The organism is Olleya sp. R77988, assembly GCF_044594215.1.
GTDB lineage: Bacteria > Bacteroidota > Bacteroidia > Flavobacteriales > Flavobacteriaceae > Olleya.
This window is the reverse complement of sequence record NZ_CP138988.1, coordinates 1,517,714-1,534,851: the sequence shown is the minus strand read 5'-3', so window position 1 is coordinate 1,534,851 and position 17,138 is coordinate 1,517,714. Positions and strand designations below refer to the sequence as shown.

Genomic DNA, 17,138 nt, shown 5'->3' with positions numbered 1-17,138 from the left:
ATGAAAAATATTTTAATTTATACTAAGTAGAAGAATGTGAATACAAATACCCAAACTAAATCTACAAAGTGCCAGTAAAGACCAACTTTTTCTACCATTTCGTAGTTTTTACGTCTTTCATAAGTTCCTAAAATAACATTAAAGAAAATAATGATATTTATAACTACTCCTGAAAATACGTGAAATCCGTGAAATCCTGTAATAAAGAAAAAGAAGTCTGCAAATAATGGAGATCCATATTCATTTACTGTTAGGTTTGCACCTTGTACAACTAATTTTCCGTTATCCTTTATTTGTTTTAAAGAGGCTTCTCTAGATAATACTGTTTTATGTCCTTCCTCATTTATAATTTGTGTTCTTACTAACACATCTGGATGAGACTCTAACCCTTTTACAACATCGCTAACTTGATATTCTGGTAAAGGTGCTTCTGTAACAAACCACAATCCATTTTTACGTTCGTGCTCTACTCTTTCAGTTGGTGATGCAGTTACAAAGTCTCTTAAGGCAACTCTGTCTCCATTGGTATCAACAAACTGAAGAATGTTTCCTCCTTTTGTTTGTACAGCTCCAAAATCTCCTTTAATAAAAGTATTCCATTCCCAAGCTTGAGAACCAACAAATATTAAACCTCCAATAATGGTTAAAAACATGTACCAAGTCACTTTCTTTTTATTTAAATGGTGACCAGCATCAACTGCTAATACCATAGTAACAGAAGACATAATTAATACAAATGTCATAAACGCTACATAAATCATTGGGTAGTTACCATGGAAAAATGGGATGTGAGTAAAAACTTCATCCGCAATTGGCCAAGCGTCTATAAACTTGAATCTTGAAAAACCATAGGCTGCTAAAAACCCAGAGAATGTTAATGCGTCTGATACGATAAAAAACCACATCATCATCTTACCATAACTTGCTTTTAGTGGTTGGTTACCACCTCCCCAAGTCTTTCCTTCTGTATCAGTAGTTGCAACTGTAGTATTCATAGTGTTAAATTAGTTGTTAAAATGTGGCACAAAAATAATCATTTTATTCAGTTAAAAAAATAGCTTACTCTAATTTTATAGTGTCTAAATAAGCTTTTTTTAGTTTAAGAAAAAGTATAAGAAGAAAAACAGATAAATCCATAGCAAATCTACAAAGTGCCAAAATGTTTCTGCTAGCTCAAATCCTACCATATTCTTAGCAGTATATTTACCTCGTAAGTGATTGATTATTACCACTAATAAAGGAATCATTCCTGCTATAACGTGTACAATATGTACTACAGCAATTAAATAAATATAAGTTACAGTGACGTTACTTGTTGGTCCTGTAAAGTTATATCCTAACTCTAATATTTGATTAAATCCTTTAAATTGATTGTAAATAAAAAATAATCCTAAGACAAAAGTTACTCCTAACAATACTGTTGTTAAACCTTCAGCTCCTTGTTTTAACGCTTTTTTTGCAGCTATAAAAGTAATACTACTTAAAAGCATAATAATAATACTAATCCAAAATGGTTGAGGCATTTCAAAATCCTGAAGCCAATCTGGCCTACTGCTACTAACAATAAAAGCACTAGTCCAACCTGCAAAAGACATAATTAAAGATCCAATACCAAAGTAAAGCATCATTTTTTTTGCACGTCCATTTTTCTCTTCTAAAGTCCCTTGGGTTAAATCCATTTATCTTATAAATTTATCTGCAACGTATACAATTTGTATTAGTGTTATGTATAACACACTTGACAACATCAATTGTTTTGCTGCTTTTTCTGTCCTTTTTTTATATAACTGAATTGCGTAGTATAGCATTACTAATCCTAATGCAAAAACAATAACTGCTGCTACAATAGACAATTTTAGTTGTCCAGTAATTCCAAACACAGGAACTATTGATACTAAAATAGTCCAAATAGTATATACAATAGTTTGTATTGCTGTTCCTTTATCTTGTTTTCCGGTTGGCAACATAAAAAATCCACCACGCTTATAATCTTCAAACAAAAACCATCCAATTGCCCAAAAATGTGGGAACTGCCAGAAAAATTGTAATGCAAACAACGTACCTGGTTCTATACCAAAATGGTCTGTTGCAGCAACCCAGCCTAACATAAAAGGAATTGCTCCTGGAATGGCTCCTACAAAAACAGATAATGGTGTTTTTGTTTTTAAAGGCGTATAAACACTAGTATATAAAAAGATTGAAATAGCACCAAACATTGCTGTTTGCGGATTAATAGTATATAAAATTACTATTCCTAAAACGGTAAAAATACAGGCAATTATAAATGCTGTTTTTACTGTCATACGTCCAGAAGCAACAGGTCTGTTTCTGGTACGATGCATTAAGGCATCTAAATCTTTTTCTATAATTTGGTTAAAGGCGTTACTGGCTCCAACCATAAAATAACCTCCTAAAGCTAGTAATGTTACTACCTTTAAACTTATGGTATCTGCTCCAAGAAAATATCCAGCAATAGAAGAAAACACGACACTTAAAGATAAGCGCATTTTAGTGATTTCTTTAAAATCTGAAACTATTGTGTGTTTTATTGCAGGTGTTACAGTCGTACTCAAACCAACGTTATTTTTTTTCTGGTGCAAAGATACTGCTAAAAAGGAATTTGACATAAAAAAACCACAAGGTTTTTAGGCTTGTGGTTATTATAGAATTTTTTGATTATTCACTAGATTTATTAAAACAGAAAGACAGTTAATATATAGCAACTTCTTTTTCTTCCCTTAAAAGCCATTTATCTTTATTCTTCTCAAAAACCCATGCACTTAACCCTTGATGATAAACAGATGAGAACAAGATTGCTTTATTTTTATCTTTATTATAAAAGACATTAGATACCGATAATATTTTAAATGTTCTATTCTCTAATGACCAATAAACAACACGTTTATCATAAATCTCCCTATCGCTGACTAAATTATTGTTTTTAAATTTCTTAAACTCTTTTTTATAAATCTCTTTATTTATCTTAAAACTAGTATTTATATCCTTAAACTTTATTTTGTTGCTGTTCCATTTTATATTTCTATTTGATGCTACTTCTTTAAAATCGTTATACCAGCTTGAATCAAAATCTGTATTAAATTTTAGTGATTCAATATATCTGGTAAAATCACCAGTACTAAGATAAAATGTGTAAACCTCAAAATTAATGATTTTTCCTTTGTATTTAGACTTGATTATAGTGTCTAACATTAAATATTCTGACCTCTCCGTAATTTTTTCTTGTACTTTACATGAAGTAATAGTCATAAAAAAAACTATAATATAGATGCATTTTTTTGTTTTCATATAAATTTAATTACAAGGTTGAGTTCCAACTGGATTTTCTCCTGGAACATTTGGAAATATTTCACTTTGAGCTGCTTGAGTTAATGCATCTCTTTCTGGAGAAGGTGCTGGTGATAAATCGGGAAATAACTCATCGTAAGTTGTTGTATCATCTAAACCTCCCCAGCAAATTTTTGTCATCTGTTCTGGTGTAACTTGTATATTATTTTGTTGGCAATACACTAAGCAAACCTGTACCATATCATCAACTAAATCAATCATAAAAGTGTGTTGAGTCTCATTTGAAGTTCCAATTTGCTCTCTATGTTGACTAAACATTTGAACCAAACTTGCATAGGAAGGTGGATTGTTCAAATCTATAGTGAATGAAGGATTAATATGGAAAAAATAAAGTAATGTAGCATGAGTATATTCATGAACAACAGTACTAATAATGTCTAGGTTCGTTGAATTAGTTAATCGGTTTACATTTAATCCAATCTCATAATTTAGACCAGTAGAACCTGTTGGTACAGTATATCCACCATCAAGCATACCTAAATCTACTGCTTTGAATGTTAGTTGCGTCTCATCAGAATCGACAAATATTGTCTGAAAAAGCTCTGAAAGAGGCTCACAAATTAAAGTCATATCTTCTACTATATCTTTTTGACAAGGATAATTTGTAAGGCTTATGTCATAAATTACTTGGTCCTCAAAATCTACCTCACCATCATTCATCAATTCAATTATAGCTTGATTTGCAAACTGTTCTGCTGCTTCATTACAATTATCTGTTAAATAATTATATATCCTATCAGCTTCACTTTTATTGTTTTGTAACCATACTATAGCTCCATCAATGCCTAAAAAACTTTGTCCACAATCTAGTTCTAAAATTTTCTCCCAAGGTTGCTTAGGTAAAGTTATAGCACTTATGGTTGTACCATTGCTACCACTACCTCCACAATTAAAACAGTCTGAAGTACCAGAATTTTCATTACTATTTGGATTTCCGTCATTAGTGTTTCCAGTATTAATTCCTCCTGCATCAGACTCATCACAATGCGTATCATCATAATAAAGGTCTCCTCTATTTTCATCTTTACAGGCTTGTCCTGCAGGATGAGGAGTATCACCATAAGGACACATTAAAATAGCAAAACAATCTGCCGAAACTTTTAATTGGGTATTGTCGTAATCTATATTTGTTACTTCAATAGTAGCATCTAAAACAAATGAGTTATCAGCTACAGGTATTGAAATATTTGTATTGTTTATATACTTAACTAAAATAGCTTTTACAGTATTTGCACTATCTATTTCTAAAACTAGATTTTCAAAAAATGTATCATCAACTGTATCTCTTTCTATTAGAAAGGTATAGGAAGTTTTATTGTCATAACTAACCTCTTTAATATTTGTTGAGTCTATTGTAAAACCATATTGGTCTTCCATAACTGCTCGCCCATTTTGTAATATATTATCTTGATTTTTTGTCTTGTCTTTATCTACTAACTTTTGATAAGATTTAATAAACTTTAAATCCTCTTTATAATCTTGAAGGTTTTTAATTTTAAAAACCAAATTATTAGTTTGAACTTGATTGTTGTTTGATTGGTTTAAATACACATCATCCTTTTCACAATTTTGAAATAGTAATAGTATGCATAAAAAACAAACACTTAATTTTAATTTGTTTCTCATTTGATTATAGCTTGCAATAATTAGACGACTAAACTACACTTTAAATATCGTAAATAAAATACGTAGAACTACGTGTTTTTATCAAAAACAAGGGTTTTGAGCAACTTTAACATTTTGTTTGTGTGGTTAAACCACAACTGAAAAATTTTTGGCTAAAATTTTAACAAAAATTGATTATTACAAATCAAAATACCAATTAAACAAGTCTGTTCTAATCCCAAAGTTAATCCAAACAGTACTGTTGTTTAACACAGAAACGGTTTGAGCTTCTGGATTAAAATTACGGTAGCTTAAATTAACAAATGCTTTTAAATTTGATGCTGGATTAACTAAATAACCCAGTTGCGCACTAGCATTTACAGAAGTTGTTTTTATACCTTGACCAATTGTTATTCCTGTATCTGATGGTCTGTCTTCTTCATCTGCAAAAATATCTCCGCCATAACTAAAGTTATCTGTTCCATCATTTATATCAAACCCTCTAACTCCTGTTATTAGTTTAGCTTCTCCAAACCATCTCTCTTTTTGATAACGTCCAATTAATACTAATTCTCTAAAATTTGCTCCCCAAAGGTGTGCCATAGGCTGGTTATTGTGCGCATAATTTAGTACAATTGTGTTATGAGAATATGTATAAGGTCGTACTTGGTTATATTCTGCTTGAAGCATTAAATTTTTTACTTTAAATGCATTATAATATTTTGCTCCTAACTGAAAACCAAATTTATTTTTCCAACTTTTATTTCCTCCTGTGACATCGCTTAAGGAAAATTCGTCTAAAATAAATTGTCCGTAAAGGTTTGAGTTATCACTTAGTTTATATTTTCCTGAGGCACCAATAATAGCATTTCCTGCTCCTTGACCAGTTTCAAACTCGATTGCTCTAAAAAATATTAATGGATTTAGATAGTTAATATCAAACCCTCTGTCGTTAGAGTTTTCCCAAATAACAGATTCAAACAATCCTAAATTAAATTTTTTAGACACATTCCAACTTAAATAATGGTTTGCAATATATTTTGTCCTGAAGGCTTTATCCACTACTGCTTCATCACGCACATCTTTTAACCATGTCCAAGTATTGGTGTATTTTATTTTCCAAAATTTAGTGTTTAGTTTTAAAAATGGATATGGACTTGCTACATCACTTTGTAATAAACTACGGTAACCATCTCCAATAAATTGTTTACCATGTCCAAATTGGATGTTCATGAATTTTGCTGGCGAATACGATAAATAGGCTTCCGCAACTGGGTAATCATAAGCATCATCCTTAAATCGTTTTGCTATACCACGTCCAGGAACAATCGCTGGATCTGGTCCAAATGCTTTTAAACTTTCTGCATATTGATTGTAATACTGTGCAAAGCGTCCTTGGTTTTCATAAACCGAAGCAGAAAAGCTAAGTTTGCTTCCTAAACCTCCTTGAACATATAAACCACGTGTGTTATTATATGTTGATCCAAAATCTGCATCTGTATCTTTTCCTAATTGTAAATCAAATATTGGATCTACTGTAAACCAATAGTCTTCACTTTGGATTTGTACTAAATGCTCATTCCACAATTTACGTCCAGACCACGTTTGTGTTTCTTTTTTAAGCGCTTCGTTTTCTGAATTAAAGTCATAATAATTTGCGACATCATTATACATATATGGTTTTGATGCTGTGTGGCTATTAGTTCCTATTCTGTTGATGTCTTGATCAAACCTTGAATAGTTTTCATGAGAAAACGGGATATTTACCTGACTTGAATACGCTTTATTTGTGTATTTGGTTAATGATTTTTGCACACTATCAAATTCCTGCTTTGCCTTTTGTTGCAATATTGTTAGCTTTTCAATTTGATTAACCTTTGTTTCCTCTGTTGTATTATCGTCAGTTGAAACTATTGTTTGATTACTTGGTGTGTTTTTTTCGTTTAAAGGAAAATACAGCGTAATACTATATTGCTTAAACGTTGGATTTCCGTTATAAGTTGCAGGTTCTATTTTGGGAAATGTTGAAAATACGCGATTAGCTTCATCTTTCAATTTAGTATTGGTAGCCTCTACATAAACGGTTTTAAAAACCCCTTCTTTAGTAACTTCAAAAATAACAGCTAATTCGCCTTTATAATTAGAATCAATTGTTTCGGGAAGTTTATATTCTGAATATATTAATTTATAAACTTCTTGGTTAAAACAAGAATTTAATTGTTTGACTTCTGTGTCTTTACAATTTTCAAAACGAGGTGATACTTGATAAATAGTTGTGTCTTGAGCGAAGGTAGATACAGAACAAATTAATAATAGTCCTAAAATGAAAGTCTTCATATTTAGCTTGAGGTTTTTATTTTGCTGAAAGATACTGCTTTTTTTTGAACGCTTTATAACCAAAAAAGTCGCTATCTTAAAAAGGTAGCGACTTTTAATTATTTTGTTTTGTCTTAGTATTTTACTTGAAATACTATTGGTAAAGAGTATAAAACTGAAACTGGTTCTCCTCCTTGCTCTCCTGGTTTCATTTGTGGTACTTTGTCTACTACTCGATTAGCTTCTTTTTCTAAATCTTTATGAGGTGCACGAGTATTTAAAATTTCTACTATTCCGTTTTTATTAATTTTAAAATTAACAAAAATACGTTGTACTCCTTCTTTTAAACCTAAATCCTGAGCTAAGTCTCTATCAAATTTCTTTTTTACTAATTTCCCTAATTTATCAGACATACATTTTCTGCGTTGGTCGTTATTTTTAGAGCTTTCACAACCAGGATAAATTGGCACCATCTCTACAAAATTAACGTGCACATCTTCAGTAGGTTTAACAGGATCTAAATCTACAGGATTAACATCAGTTTTTTTTCCTTCTGGTTTAGTAGGTTGAACAATATCAGATATTAATTTATCTTGATTTACTTTAACATCTGGTGTATCGTCCGGAACTACTGTTGGGTTATCTGGACGTACTGGCTTGTCTCTTAAAGGTTCTGATGTTTCTACAGCATCAGGTTCTACAGTAAAATTAGGAGCCATAATGTATTCCTTTTCATTTTCCGACATTGCTGTCTCTGGAATTTGATAGTTACTTCCTTCAAAACGCATTTCTAATGCTCCATAAGCAGCCAGCAAACACATAATTAACCCAATCTGAAAGTAAAGCGACGAGTTTTTTTGTAAATTTGCTTCGTGTTTTTGTGATTTTTGCACGTTTTTCTCATTTTGGCGAGTGAGATTGTGTGATTCTTTCGAATTTTTCATAATTAATATAGTTTAAATGTTAATGTTATGAATAAATCACAATAAGCATACCAAAAACAAAAATCCCGCTACTATTGTAACGGGATTTTTAAATTATATGGAATTATCTTTTATTCTACCTTGAAAGTAATTGGTAATCCGTATGGCACATTTACCGCTTTACCACGTTGTCTACCTGGTTTCATTTTTGGTAACTTACCGATAACACGCTTAGCTTCTTGTTCTAACTTAGGGTGTGGAGCTCTTGCTCTAATACCAACAATATTTCCGTTTTTATCAATTTTAAATCCAACATTGATACGTTTAACACCACTATCTAAACCTAAATCTTGTGCTAAATCTGCATTAAAATGTTTTCTAACAAATTTTCCAATCTTCTCTGACATACATTTTTTCTTAGCATCATTGTTTCCTTTGTTTTCACATCCAGGAAATACAGGTACATTTTCAATTATAGAAAAAGGTACATCTACATCTTCTTCAACTTCCTCTACTTCTACATCTTCTACTTCTACAACTTCTACAACTTCTTCTTGAGTTGTTTCTGTAGATTCTATGATAGTTTCTTCCACATCTTCTTCATCTTCAACTACCTCAATAACTTCTGGTGCTGCTGGAGGTGGTGGAGGTGGTGGTGGAGTATTTAAAATCTCTGTGATTGGCACATCCTCATCATCATCATCTCCAAGATCCAACATTCCTATATCTATTTCGGACTTATCTGTTGTTGTGTAATTAAGTGCTGTGTAAGATAAAAACATCATTAATGCTAGTCCTACTGCAACATAAAGAGAACTGTTACGTCCTACATCTGCTTTTGTACTTTTTTTAGATTCCATATCTGTAAATGTTTACTGAATGCTAAAATAACTATTTATTTGTCAAAAAAACAAGGTAATACTAGTTTTTAACTTTCAAATTTGTAATAAACTTTATAACAACCACAGCTACAAGCGTTCCGATTATATTAGCGACTATGTCTTTATAGTCTGCTTGTCTGCTTTGTGTTGTTGTATGTTGTAATACTTCAATTATTATACCAAATACTATTGAAGCTATAATAGTAATTTTAAAAGCTTGTTTTATGCTTTTTCTATAATACGTATTAAGTGTGTAAAACCATATACAAGTAAATATAAAATATGCAATTGCATGCATGACTTTATCATTATTTTCAGGCAACTCAACAACATCCTTTACTTTTATAAGACTTACTGTAAGCAATAATAAAGAATATCCAAAACTTGCAAATGGTAATAATTTACGCACCAATTAGTGCTTTGTAATCTTCATCAGACAATAAGTTATCTAATTGTGACATATCAGATACTTTAACTTTAACCATCCAACCTTCTCCATAAGGATCTGAGTTTACTTTTTCTGGTTCGTCTTCTAAATTTTCATTAAAAGCTACAATCTCTCCAGAAACAGGTAAAAATAAGTCAGATACAGTTTTTACAGCTTCTACAGTTCCAAACACTTCATCTGCTTCAAGTGTTTCGTCTAAAGTTTCAACCTCAACATATACGATATCTCCTAGTTCGCTTTGTGCAAAATCTGTAATTCCTACTGTTATTTGATCTCCTTCTATTTTAATCCACTCGTGATCTTTTGTGTATTTTAATTCTGATGGTATGTTCATTATGTGTTTTTTAAGTGTGCTACAAATGTATTTAAATACCTATTAATTTCAAACAAAGCTTAATTAATTTCCGAAATTATATCTTAAGGTTAATCCTGACCTAATTGTGGTTTGAGGAAATGCTGTAGAAATAGCGTATTCTGAGAATGTATAATCAAAATAGAAGACTCCTGTTAAGTTTTTACTAAAGGCATATTCTGCGTTGTATTTAAGTCCCCAAATAGTTTGCCCATTTGTAATTTGATTGTTATCTAAATCTAAGTAACGGATTATGGTTTTATTATCCCTAACAGATAAATCTGCAGACATAATTAAATCTGAAACAATTGTCTTTTTTGGTCCTGCAAGCTTAGACTTAATTCGTAAATCTTTAATACGATATCCTAAACCTACTACATATTCGTTTCCAGAAATTTCTGTCATCAGATTGTTATCAAAACTTAAGGACAACATCCTATCTTTTCTCATTTCTAATAATACTCTAACAGAGTTTTTCATTTCCATATCAAAACGGAATAGTGGGCTAAACATCTCTGTTAATGTTACACTACTGTAAAGTTTTTCGCTTTTAAAATTACCTGCTTGATCTAAGTCTTCATTAGGTTGCGCAGCATAATTTAGACCATAATCTATACCATCATAATCTAAGTTTGTTCTAAATTGCCCAATACTATAACTTGAACGGTATCCATGTGTTAAAGAGAAACGTTTAAATTTCTTTTTAAACCATTTCATCTTCATAAATCCAGAGTACTTTACATCCCAATTAGGAATTGGCACATTTCTTAATGCTCCAAGTTTTGTTTTACTTGCATCTTGACCAGTATAAGCACTTACAAATGCTGGCAATAATACTTGCTGACTTGTTTTACCAAACCCTTTAGGGAATCCGTCTGCATCCACATCGTCTGGATCTGCTCCATTTTGAATGGCTAATCGTCTTGCAATTGCTAATCTATTATTTCTAAAATCTTCAAATGCTTCAGAACCTGTTTCGTCACTTTTTCCAAATGCTGTTGGTAAAGTAAATGCCGAAATACTAAAATTACCATAGGTATTTGGTGTTAAAGAAAAGTACTCGCCATTTTCTACTTTATAATTTTCTGTATAATTTTCTGCATATGTCCTAAACCCAACTAAGTCAATTTTAAAATCATTAAATGGGACTAAATTTGCAGATAAGTCTAATTGTTTAGTTTGGTTTGTAGTGTATTGCTGATTAAAGTCTGGAAAAGCTGTTAGCCATCCATTTCTTGCAGCTAATTCTCTAACATCACTTTGGCTTCCAAAGGTGTAACCAATAGTTGGTTTTGCTGTACCTAAAAATCCTGGTGTTTGTAAATAACCTGGTAAAAATGTTCCGTTAGTTTCACTATAAACTGCTTGAATTCGTTTTACAGAGGTTAATAATCCTACTCCAAAATTACCTAATTTTGCCCCAAATCCATCTCCTTTTTTCTTAGCTACAGGCGTTTTCTTTTTTGCTCCTGTTGGAGGTAAATTATTTCTGGATCCTCTAGCTACTTTATTTCCTCTGCTTCTAGTTTTAGTTTTAACACCTAAATATTTATACAACTTATTCATGTCTAAAGTTGAATTAATATTATGCGTATTTCCGTTAGAAATGGTGTTTCCTAAATTATAAGTAAGTCCATCATTACCTACTAAGTTTCCAAATAAATCAGATCCTTTTTGCCACTGGAATAAACCAGAGTATGAATAAGTTGCTTGAAGGAAGCTAAGTGCTGGAATCTTGTTTAAAGGCAACTCATAGTTTATACCTATTTGCTGTTGTTGACGGTTTGGATCTCCAAAGTCAAAGAAACCATCCCAAACATCTAATAAAGGATCTGGTTCTCCATTAATAATATTGTCTTTAAAGTAATTTCTAACAATATTATTATTAGAAGAAGAATAGTTTACTTGAAGTGCTTTTGTTAGATTCCAATTAAGATTATATTGATAATCAAAGGTATAATTACGTCTATATAATTCTTCTAACCCAATATTATTACCTGTTAAATCTAAATCTCTAAATTTTTGACGATTAAATTGTCTGTTTAAATCTGAATTAACTGTAAAACTAGATGGTAATAAATTAACATTAAACTCTTTAAGTATTTTCCAGTATTTACCTGTAAATAAAGAATCGTTTTTCTTGAAAGGTTCTACAATTTTAGGTTCAAAATTATAAGCATAATTAACACCTGTTCTTACTTGTTTGTCAACCGATCTTTCTATTTCAAAATCACGATGTTCCATTTTGTTATAAGAATAGTTAAATGTTAAGTTTTCGACATCATAAAAACGTGGTTTACTATCTCCTGTTCTATTTTTTTTAACACCAATAAAGTTTATACTTCTTCTTTTAGTATACTCTTCTGACTGTTCTAGTATCTGATCACGTTCTAAATCATTTTCTGCTGCATCTAAACGAGTATCTAAATCAATGTCTTCATATTGTTGATCAAATTTTGGGGTTATAACCTCTACACCTTGACCATAATTAAATGGGATTTGAATTCCCCATTTTTTAGGTAATAATTGTCCAACATTTACATTAGTTACAACATCATACTGCTTAACATCTTCCAAACTACGCTCACTTGGTCCTTGGTTAACATTTCCAAATCCAGCAGTACTCATTCTACCAGTTGCACTAACACTAGCAAAATCTGCTAATTGTGTATCTACGGTTACAATTGCTGCCCAACCACCCTCATTATCTAATTCTGATAGACGTAATTCATTAAACCAAACTTCTCCACATTGCAAATTATTAGTGGCGTTTTTAACACCAACCATTAATGTCCTGATATCTCCAAAGTTTGGATTTCCTTTAATAGCTACACGTTGTTGACCAGAAACATAACCATCAAAAGGATCTCCAACAGGAACTAAGTCTTCTCCAATAACATCATAAAAGTTTGCAATTCCATTTGTTAAGGTTTGGTCGCTAATCCCTAAAGATTTAATACGTTGTAAAACTTCTAGGTCTAAATTAATTTCGTTTTGTGCTGGCCAATAGTCTTCTGCTGTTCCTCCTCCTGTATATACTGATAATGGCACTTCTATTTGGTAGTAGTTTTGGGTTAAATCATTACCCATTCTAACAAAACCTACTAATTCGTTATCTGTTAATCCAGGTGTTTCTCCATCTCTAGCATGCATAAACATTCTCAGTTTTTTATACTGACGCATGTCTACACTAATGTTTTTAAATACACCTCTTGCGTCTTTAGCTTTTAAATCGCAAACATCAACTACAAGAGATTGCTCATTTTGAGCAACAATAGTGTTGTTATTATTTAATTGCTCTGGTACAACGCTTGGTGGAGACACATAGCTTCCTTCGTTTTCTTGGGTACTTACTGCTCCAACTGTAAATGCTGTGTCTTCAAAATCTAATGGTGTTGCTCCACCATCTAATGCTAATTGATAACGTCTCCAGTCACTACGTACCAATTCTAAACTACCAAACCTTAAGGTTGTGTTTTGTTGAAAATCATTTAAATATAATCTTGTAAATCTGATAGAACGTAAATCTGTGATACCATTAACCACATATTGATCGTCTGTACGAATTGGAATCCTAAACTGATACCATTTTGGATAAGCTGTATCACCATTTGGTAATACTCTTGGGTTATTATTATCTGTGACGTTTTTTGTATCTACAATATATTCGTTATTGATATTTAATGTCGCTGGAGTAATTTCTACCTCATATTCAAAATAACTATCAATGGTATTCATGGTATTGTCACGATTGACATCTTCTACATCTGGTTGTGTTGTAGACCCTCTATCTGTATCGCTAAAAGAATCTGGTGAATTTCCATCTAAACCATTGTAGTTTTTATACCTATCAAATAGACTTCCTTCTGCATTTAAATAATATGCATAATTATCTTTTGCTGGATCTGTTAAACCATTAAAAGCTGCTGGAAAGTTAGTTGCTTCTTCAGCATCATCATATCCATCAAAACCAACATCTTGATTTGTACGTTCTTGACCTGTTGTATCAAACGCATAAATTAGTGCTTGATTTTGTGGCACAACAGATTGATAATCTGTTTGCGGTAATAAACTAATATTACCATCTTGAGGCAACCCATTTTCATATTGTTTACGTCCATCTTTAAGGACATCTTCAGATATATTACCTAAGTTAATAAATAACTTTCCTCCTGGATTAGTTGCATTTTCTTGAAAAGGATCTTGTAACCAAAACTCGATATACTCTACATTTGCTTGTTCAAAATCTGTAGATGTTATCTGTCTTGTTATTCCTGCCCAACTGTTTTGAGGATCTGTAATTGTACCATTTTCTGTACCTGGTTGAAAGTTATAAGGACCACGTTCGTCTGGATAATACGTTAAATCTAAAGTGTTTAATACAGATGTTTGTCCTTGAGCTATGTCTTGTTCTGGGAATAATTCGTTAACAAAAACACGACTTGTATACAGGCTTGACATATCATCGTCTGAAATTCCGCCAGGACGTTGACTACCATAAAAAATAGGATCAATAGAATACCAGTTAAGCATAGCTCTTCCATAACCATTTTCAATTCCATTATCATCAAAGGTAGAAACTCCATTAACATCTAAAGGTCTACTTGATATACTCCAAGCTTGTGCAGATTTAAGATCAATACCATTTTGTGTACCTTCAAAATCATCTATATACGCAGTAGCTTCTCCATTAAAATCGGTTCCTTTAGGTGCTCCTGGTAATAAATACGCAAAATCACCTCTTACAGAAATATTAGACGTTGCATCTGTATCTATATTTGGTAATTTATTTACCATTCTTGATAAAAATGGTAATTCTGAAGAAAAATTAGTATTAAATCCAAGAATAGTATTATTAATAGGCTCGCTATTATAATTTGCTTTTTGTGTAATTGGTCTTTCATTAAGGTTTAAGTAAGTTGCACCAATAACAAAGTTTTCGTTAAATTGATGCTCTACATTAATACCTGTATAACGTTTTGTTTGCTGTCCAAAAATAGAGTTGTTTTCTGTTGACACTTCAATTGGTACGTTTGATGCTTTTAGACCTTCATCAATAATATATACACGTCCTAATTGATAATTTACCGTATAATCTACACCCTCAACTAAAGTACGTCCTCCAGCTGTAACTTGTACAGAACCTCTTGGAACATTAAAACCTCCTATAGGAATACCATCTCCTCCAGAAGATTTGTAGCGACCTTTTATTTGAAACTTATTTTTTTCAACTTCATCTAAAGCAGCAGTCTTAGTTTCTTTATATAATAAATCGTAAACGTATTTTTCTTGATTTAAATTGGTATAGGTATCTGCTTCGTAATCTGTTGCATTGTTTCCTGTGTTACCATCATTATCTAAAACATCAAATAGGTAACGACCAAATGGTTCTACTTTAGTAAATATTATTTTACCGTTTTCTGGTATTACAGTAATGCCTGAAACAAAATCAAAAAACCCATCACCATTTGCTTGTGGATCATTATTATAATTTAACTTATCTAAATTAAATAAACGTAGTAGAGTCGTTTCGTTTATTGGATTACCTTCAAAATCAGTCCCAAAAGGAGACCCTTCTACAGCAGTAATATAATTTACTGGAGCAGACTCGTTATAAAAAATGTTAAGTTTAAAATCTTCTTGTGTTAATTGATAAGCTCCTGTACTATAGATGTTTTTCATCATCAAGTCCCAAATAGGTTGACTTGTACTGGTGATACTACTTTTTAATAACTTTAAAACTAATGCGTTATTTGTTACACTTGTTACTTGACCTTGACTATTAACATCAACATCTGTTGCACCTATACCATCGTTAGCAAACTCTCCAACTTGGTATACTTGTCCACCAACTGTATATTGGTATGCAACCGCTAAAACCTCGTCATTATTTAAACGTTGATTTAATGATATATAACCTAATTGGGTATTAAGTGTGTATTCTTGACCTTCTAATAATTTTCTAGTATTTTCTTGTTTTGCATAATCAAAACCTTCATTAAATCCTGCAATAGATATTCCGTTTTGTACTGTAGCAATATCTCTAACTTGTTCTGTTAATTGTGAGCCAGCATTACCTATATTTGTTGGGTCTAGACCATTATTTCCATTATCCGGAAACGCATTAATCCCTCCAGACACTGCTACTCCTGGATTACCAATAATATCAGTTTCTCCTAAATCTTGAAACGCTACAAAGTTTCTTACATTTTCTGTACGATTAGTCCTGTTAGTTACCCAAACTTCCATTCTAGTAATTTGGATATTATTATTTATAAAAGGGTAATTAGCTAATGCATCGTCGTAATTATTACGGAAGTATTGTGCTAAGAAAAAGTGACGATTCTCATCATAATCTCTAATAAAAAACTCAAATTCATCAATAGTTCCACCACCTTCTGCAGTTACAGATCTAGCGTCTGAACGTTGATCTGAGAATACTCCTGTAATAGTTGTCTTTCCAAATTTTAATTGTGTTTTAACACCAAATAAACTTTGTGCTCCAGAAATTAAAGAACTATTAATTGGCATACTAACATTACCAACTTCAATTTTTTGAATAATATCGTCCTCTGTTGGTGTGTACTCTAATTTAATTAAATTTTGAAAATCAAACGTTGATTGTGTATCATAATTTGCTGTTACTTGTAACCTAGATCCAACTTTACCTAGCATGCTTAAGCTAATACGTTGATCAAAATCAAAAGAAAAATTACGTCTGTTTCTAGGTGAAAAAGAAGGGTTATCTTGCTTTGTAAAAAGCACACCTAAATCCATCTCTACAGTACCTTGAGGTACTATTGAAATTGGACCTTCTCCAAAAATACTTTCAAAAAAACTAGAGTTAACGTAAAATTCTGGAATTAAATTTTTCTGTGCTTCTTTTGCATCTCCTTTTTTACCATCATAAGCATCTATTTTATCCTTGTAATACGATTTTAAAGTTTCCTTAGATACTAAATCTTGATACTCTTGTGGTGATAAAATAACTGGATAGTTGATATTAAATTGACCTACAGATTCTGTATAAATATATCGATCTGTAATTGGATCATAAGTATATCTTGACTCTATACTTGTAGGGTTTGGCATTTCTAATGTACCTAAACTAAAACCTGTTTTAGTACTGTCTTGTTCTACTTGATTATCCTCTTGTGCAAAAGAAAATATTGAAACTAACAACGTAAATGCTGTTAGCAATAAATATTTATGGGATTTATAAAAGCTATGTTGATTTGTATTCAAAA

11 protein-coding genes are annotated in these 17,138 nt (G+C 31.6%); all 11 read right to left on the bottom strand.

Annotation, left to right across the window (positions count from 1 at the left end; genetic code table 11):
• Positions 1 to 17 precede the first annotated feature (17 nt).
• The 11 genes from SJY17_RS06800 to sprA all read right to left on the bottom strand — a co-directional run bounded on the left by SJY17_RS06800 (position 18) and on the right by sprA (position 17,136).
• Positions 18 to 995 carry a cytochrome c oxidase subunit 3 gene (locus SJY17_RS06800; RefSeq protein ID WP_397364748.1) on the bottom strand — a complete coding sequence of 326 codons (978 nt, stop codon included), beginning with the start codon at positions 993 to 995 and terminating at the stop codon, positions 18 to 20.
• 99 nt (positions 996 to 1,094) lie between these two features.
• On the bottom strand, positions 1,095 to 1,679 hold the full coding sequence (locus SJY17_RS06795) for a heme-copper oxidase subunit III (protein ID WP_397364747.1): 585 nt from the start codon (positions 1,677 to 1,679) through the stop codon (positions 1,095 to 1,097).
• Positions 1,680 to 2,627 (bottom strand): heme o synthase, encoded by a 948-nt coding sequence (gene cyoE / locus SJY17_RS06790; RefSeq protein WP_397364746.1) that lies wholly within the window; start codon positions 2,625 to 2,627, stop codon positions 1,680 to 1,682. It abuts the gene before it with no gap.
• Between the two features lie 82 nt (positions 2,628 to 2,709).
• Positions 2,710 to 3,267 (bottom strand): hypothetical protein, encoded by a 558-nt coding sequence (locus SJY17_RS06785; RefSeq protein WP_397364745.1) that lies wholly within the window; start codon positions 3,265 to 3,267, stop codon positions 2,710 to 2,712.
• A 45-nt stretch (positions 3,268 to 3,312) separates the two neighbouring features.
• Positions 3,313 to 4,992, bottom strand: a complete 1,680-nt coding sequence (locus SJY17_RS06780) for a hypothetical protein (protein WP_397364744.1) — start codon at positions 4,990 to 4,992, stop codon at positions 3,313 to 3,315.
• A 177-nt stretch (positions 4,993 to 5,169) separates the two neighbouring features.
• Positions 5,170 to 7,308 carry a gliding motility protein RemB gene (locus SJY17_RS06775; RefSeq protein ID WP_397364743.1) on the bottom strand — a complete coding sequence of 713 codons (2,139 nt, stop codon included), beginning with the start codon at positions 7,306 to 7,308 and terminating at the stop codon, positions 5,170 to 5,172.
• Positions 7,309 to 7,421: 113 nt separating this feature from the next.
• Positions 7,422 to 8,180, bottom strand: coding sequence for an energy transducer TonB (locus tag SJY17_RS06770; protein ID WP_397364742.1), 759 nt, complete (start codon positions 8,178 to 8,180; stop codon positions 7,422 to 7,424).
• A gap of 161 nt (positions 8,181 to 8,341) precedes the next feature.
• Positions 8,342 to 9,070, bottom strand: a complete 729-nt coding sequence (locus tag SJY17_RS06765; protein WP_397364741.1) for an energy transducer TonB — start codon at positions 9,068 to 9,070, stop codon at positions 8,342 to 8,344.
• Positions 9,071 to 9,131: 61 nt separating this feature from the next.
• Entirely contained in the window at positions 9,132 to 9,500 is a 369-nt protein-coding gene (locus SJY17_RS06760; protein WP_397364740.1) for a VanZ family protein, read from the bottom strand.
• Positions 9,493 to 9,873 (bottom strand): glycine cleavage system protein GcvH, encoded by a 381-nt coding sequence (gcvH, locus tag SJY17_RS06755; RefSeq protein ID WP_397364738.1) that lies wholly within the window; start codon positions 9,871 to 9,873, stop codon positions 9,493 to 9,495. The genes SJY17_RS06760 and gcvH overlap by 8 nt, the downstream gene beginning before the upstream one ends.
• Before the next feature lie 63 nt (positions 9,874 to 9,936).
• On the bottom strand, positions 9,937 to 17,136 hold the full coding sequence (gene sprA, locus SJY17_RS06750) for a cell surface protein SprA (RefSeq protein WP_397364737.1): 7,200 nt from the start codon (positions 17,134 to 17,136) through the stop codon (positions 9,937 to 9,939).
• Between the last annotated feature and the right edge of the window lie 2 nt (positions 17,137 to 17,138).

Coding starts and splice junctions, on each gene's coding strand:
- SJY17_RS06800 (WP_397364748.1), bottom strand. CDS start 995: ATGAATACTACAGTTGCAACTACTGATACAGAAGGAAAGACTTGGGGA.
- SJY17_RS06795 (WP_397364747.1), bottom strand. CDS start 1,679: ATGGATTTAACCCAAGGGACTTTAGAAGAGAAAAATGGACGTGCAAAA.
- cyoE (WP_397364746.1), bottom strand. CDS start 2,627: ATGTCAAATTCCTTTTTAGCAGTATCTTTGCACCAGAAAAAAAATAAC.
- SJY17_RS06785 (WP_397364745.1), bottom strand. CDS start 3,267: ATGACTATTACTTCATGTAAAGTACAAGAAAAAATTACGGAGAGGTCA.
- SJY17_RS06780 (WP_397364744.1), bottom strand. CDS start 4,992: ATGAGAAACAAATTAAAATTAAGTGTTTGTTTTTTATGCATACTATTA.
- SJY17_RS06775 (WP_397364743.1), bottom strand. CDS start 7,308: ATGAAGACTTTCATTTTAGGACTATTATTAATTTGTTCTGTATCTACC.
- SJY17_RS06765 (WP_397364741.1), bottom strand. CDS start 9,070: ATGGAATCTAAAAAAAGTACAAAAGCAGATGTAGGACGTAACAGTTCT.
- gcvH (WP_397364738.1), bottom strand. CDS start 9,873: ATGAACATACCATCAGAATTAAAATACACAAAAGATCACGAGTGGATT.